At 41.1% G+C, this 4,463-nt stretch carries 4 protein-coding genes, 2 tRNA genes and 1 pseudogene; all 7 read right to left on the bottom strand.

Features of this window, described 5'->3' with window-relative positions; genetic code table 11:
* Positions 1-133 precede the first annotated feature (133 nt).
* On the bottom strand, positions 134-244 hold the full coding sequence (locus ABZB17_RS20865; RefSeq protein ID WP_372653286.1) for a GIY-YIG nuclease family protein: 111 nt from the start codon (positions 242-244) through the stop codon (positions 134-136).
* Between the two features lie 31 nt (positions 245-275).
* A tRNA-Asp gene (locus ABZB17_RS20860) sits at positions 276-349 on the bottom strand.
* A gap of 40 nt (positions 350-389) precedes the next feature.
* Positions 390-463, bottom strand: a tRNA-Asp gene (locus tag ABZB17_RS20855).
* 155 nt (positions 464-618) lie between these two features.
* Positions 619-1,533 (bottom strand): metallophosphoesterase, encoded by a 915-nt coding sequence (locus ABZB17_RS20850; RefSeq protein ID WP_372653284.1) that lies wholly within the window; start codon positions 1,531-1,533, stop codon positions 619-621.
* A gap of 168 nt (positions 1,534-1,701) precedes the next feature.
* On the bottom strand, positions 1,702-3,003 hold the full coding sequence (locus ABZB17_RS20845) for an MFS transporter (RefSeq protein WP_045033244.1): 1,302 nt from the start codon (positions 3,001-3,003) through the stop codon (positions 1,702-1,704).
* Positions 3,004-3,033: 30 nt separating this feature from the next.
* Complete coding sequence (locus ABZB17_RS20840) at positions 3,034-4,077, bottom strand: UDP-glucose--hexose-1-phosphate uridylyltransferase (protein WP_372653282.1); 1,044 nt, start codon at positions 4,075-4,077, stop codon at positions 3,034-3,036.
* Between the two features lie 192 nt (positions 4,078-4,269).
* Positions 4,270-4,463: pseudogene (locus ABZB17_RS20835) on the bottom strand (galactokinase); the annotation flags it as partial.

The following is a 4,463-nucleotide window of genomic DNA, read 5'->3' as shown; positions in this document are numbered from 1 at the left end:
CTGTCTACTCTTTGGGCTAAACCAAAGAGTAGAATCCGGCTGATAAGCCAAAAGTAATCTGCTTATGGTAGGTGACTTGGCTCAATACTGAAACGTCTGGAGAGAGATTCTTTTTTTCTTCTCCACCAACTTTTCAATGTGATCCGCGATTATGACGATTCAAACGATCCTCCAAACACGATGTCTGACCTTTGTAATAGGAATCAATTCCCGGAGAATAGATAATGTAGACGTAATACTTCATAACAAAAAAGCAGCCTTGTGAGCTGCTTTTGCGGTGACGACGAGACTCGAACTCGCGACCTCCGGCGTGACAGGCCGGCATTCTAACCAACTGAACTACGCCACCAATAAATTGATGTTCTAAACTTTTTTGTCAAAAAAATAAGCGGTGACGACGAGACTCGAACTCGCGACCTCCGGCGTGACAGGCCGGCATTCTAACCAACTGAACTACGCCACCGTTTTTTTAGAACTTTTACCTTTTTTCGGGCTTGGTACCCTTTGCAAAGGTGATGCAAATATATACTTTCTTTTTTTACCTGCAATACAAAAAAATATTTTTTTGATATTTTTCATACAGCATTGAATATCAATACTATACACGACTTTTAAATTCTAAACTTTCACTAAATGATTCATATCTAGCTCCTTTTCACCACTCCACCTGTAGGCCAAAAGTGTTTTTGTACCCGCAACACACGAATCAACGCAACAAACATTGTGTTTTATTATGTGCGGTCCGCCCCCCCGGCAGTAGTGTCCGAAGAAAACAATTGGCGCATCATCGGGGTAAGGAAAGGTCTCCGGAACGATTTCAGGAGGAATAGTATACGACGGCATCGTGAACTTACTTTCAAACGAAGCTTCTTTAAATGTTTTTCCGTTCAGGTTTTCCCACCAGCGAATTCGGAACGAACGGGGCGAAACACCTTTATTATTCATCACCCTAAAATCGGGGGGTAATTTCAGGTTTACACCTTTGGTTAGTCTCCACACACTTTGTGCTTCCTCAGAACTGGCTTTCTTATATACAGTACGAAATACACGCTTTCTAATTCTGCCATCTTCATACAGTAAGTCGGCAACTTTAATGGCATCTTCGCACCAGCAGGCATGCACCACCCTTATTTCGCCTAAATCGAGATAAAGCGGTAATGTGCGCATCCACCGCAACTGTTCGTTCAGTTCCTTCGATCCCAGTGAATACTCGTTGATGGTTTTAAAAAGCGACAAAAAGTATTTACTCGGTTTTGATATAATTGATCTTCCCTGTTTGTCTTTTAGGTGGTAAATAATAGCATTGAGTTCGTGATTACCAAGCACCGCATAAGCATGGCCGTTTTCAACCATTGCTTTGATCGTACGGATTGTCTTTCTGATCTCGGGTCCGCGATTAACAAAATCGCCCACAAAAATTGCTTTTCGGTTAGGATGCGAATAACTACCATTTGTTTTCCGGTAGCCCATTTCCGTTAAAAGCTTTTTTAGCTTGGCTGCATATCCATGAACATCTCCAATAATATCGTACATAGTAGTGATTAAGTGTTGCTAAAATAAAAAATAATGTATGCAACTCATATTTTCAGACCGCTCTTTTTTTGCCGCATAAAAAAAGCCATCCGTTAGCAGACGGATGGCTTGCCGGGATTATCCCGAATTCGATATTTAATTCCCCAACGAGTGAGGTTTTAATTGTCTTTAAAGTTTAACGCTTTCGGCACGTTTAGTTACTTTACTACCAATTACGGCATAGAAGAACAGGTAAGCCAGTCCTAAGAATGGTACCCAGAACGAAGGCTGGAATCCGATTCCGTCGGCAACAGCATTCTGTACCAAAGGAAGTAATCCACCACCTACTACAAGTGTCATGAAAATACCTGAAGCAGCAGCAACATATTTACCCAAACCTTCAACAGCAAGGTTAAAGATACCACCCCACATAATTGATGTACATAAACCTACCAGAACAAGCAACATAGCGTTAATTGGAACTTGTGCGAACACAAACGACAATGAACTACCCTGTACCTGGAATACCGGCATGCTTACCACGGTTGATGTAGGCAGAAGGATAGCCAACAGCACTAAAACCATACCAACGAATGAAGCAAACGTTAACATCGTTTTACTCGACACTTTGCTACCAATTGAAGCACCGACCAATCGGCCTGCAAGCATAAGCAACCAGTAAGTACCGGCCACAGAACCTGCGGTACCTGCATCCATACCAAAAGCTGCACTTGGATCAGTTAACCAGAAAATCAGTGTTCCCGGTACACCAACTTCAACACCTACGTAGACAAAAATTCCGATAGCTCCGAAAATGAAGTGGCGGAATTGCATAGCGCCTGCCATCAAACTTTTAATTGAATCTGATGCAGCACTAACGTGAGGCTCAGGAATGTTAACTGCCATTAAAACAAAGAAAGCCAGGGCAAAAATTCCCAATGCGATGTACATCACCGGGAAAATGTCGGTAATACGTGCACTAGCAACTTGCGATCCAATTAAAATACCTACAAAGGCAGGAGTAAAAGTAGCCATTACAGAGTTGAATGAACCTCCAACCTGAATTAACTGGTTTCCCTTATTACCTTCTCCACCAAGAGTATTAAGCATTGGGTTTACAACAGTGTTTAACAAAGTCATTGAGAAACCTGATACAAATGCACCAATCAGGTAAACTGTAAATGCCATTGATTCACTTGAATGACCCGATAGGTATTGAATTCCAACACCAACAAATCCAACTGCAATGGCAATTAAAGCAGTCTTTTTATATCCAATTCGCTGAAGCAAAAGACCACCGGGAATTCCCATTACTGCATAAGCAATAAAGTTTGCGGCATTACCCAACATTCCCTGAAAGTTACTCGCACCGAATTGAGACTTAAGCACAACACCCATTGGAGCTGCAAGGTTGGTAACGAATGCAATCATACCAAACAGCAGAATCATCATGATAATAGGCACTGTGTAATTTTGTTTTTTAGCTTCCATAATAATTTTATTGATTTAAGTAATTAATAATTAATTCTTTTTAAAGTGAGTTTTAGGCAAATCACGTAACCTTTTGGCAGCACCTTCAGCAGTGATATCGCGTTGCGGGGTTCCAAGCATTTCGTAACCAACCATAAATTTTTTAACGCTTGCCGAGCGTAATAATGGCGGGTAAAAATGCATGTGTAAATGCCATTCAGGATGATCTTCTCCATCGGTTGGAGCCTGATGTAACCCGGCCGAATAGGCAAACGACGTTTCAAAAAGGTTATCGTACATTACGGTTAGCTTTTTGTAGATATCGGCCAAATCGGTTCGTTCTGCATCCGTTAACTCCAGAATATTCTGAACCGGTCGTTTACTGATAATCATTGCCTCGAAGGGCCAAACCGCCCAAAACGGAATTAATGCCACAAACGAATCATTCTGATCAAGCAAACGTTCTTTCTTTTCCAGTTCTGCATTTACATAATCGAACAACATGCTTTTTCCATGCTTCTCAAAATATGCTTTTTGTGTTTTACTTTCTTTTGCCGGTTCAGTTGGAATTCCTTTCGACGACCAGATCTGACCGTGTGGATGCGGATTTGAACAGCCCATAATGGCTCCTTTGTTCTCAAATATCTGCACATAGTTGATAGTTGGATTCTCTCCAAGTTCAGCATATTGCTCACACCACAGATCAACCACATTACGAATATCGGCAACTTCCATTTCAGGAATGGTAAGGCTGTGATCTTCGCTAAAGCAAATTACTTTACAAATGCCGCTTTCGCTTTGCGCCTGAAACAATTCGCCATCATCAATACCTCCTTCAGGGGTATCAGTAAGCAGTGCACTAAAATCGTTGGTAAATACAAAGGTTCCTTTATAATCAGGGTTAACTTTTCCTCCGGCCCTTTCGTTACCTGCGCAGAGGTAACAACTTGGATCATATTTTGGTCGTTCTTCTACAACCGGTTTTTCAACCTGTCCCTGCCAGGGGCGTTTTGCCCTGTGTGGCGACACAAGAATCCAATCGCCATTTAATGGGTTATATCTTTTATGCGGATGGTCTTCTATGTTAAAACTCATCTGATTTATTATGTCAGTTATAATTTAGGTCGAAAAACTAACTTATCCCGACTGAAGAATCGGGATAAGTCAAATATTCGGCCTCAAAGTTAAAATATCGTTTGAAATTCAGAAGAAATAAGATGCATTTTTTACAACTATCTTTCTTCCAATGATAAATAACAGTTTAGGCTTTAAACCTTACTATTTATTCTACAGATCAAGTTTTATCGATCCTTTTGCACGTATAAATAATTTGTGACACGCTCCTTCACCATAAACGTGTTCAAGCACTTTTACATACTCATCAAGTTTATCCTGTGGTACAAATGCCTGGATAGTTCCACCAAATCCACCACCATGAACACGCCATGCACCGCTGCCTTTCAGCACCATTTCGCTTAATG

The sequence above is a fragment of the Draconibacterium sp. genome (assembly GCF_041583095.1).
Classification (GTDB): domain Bacteria; phylum Bacteroidota; class Bacteroidia; order Bacteroidales; family Prolixibacteraceae; genus Draconibacterium.
The sequence above is the reverse complement of the archived record's forward strand: the minus strand, read 5'-3'. Positions and strand labels throughout refer to the sequence as shown.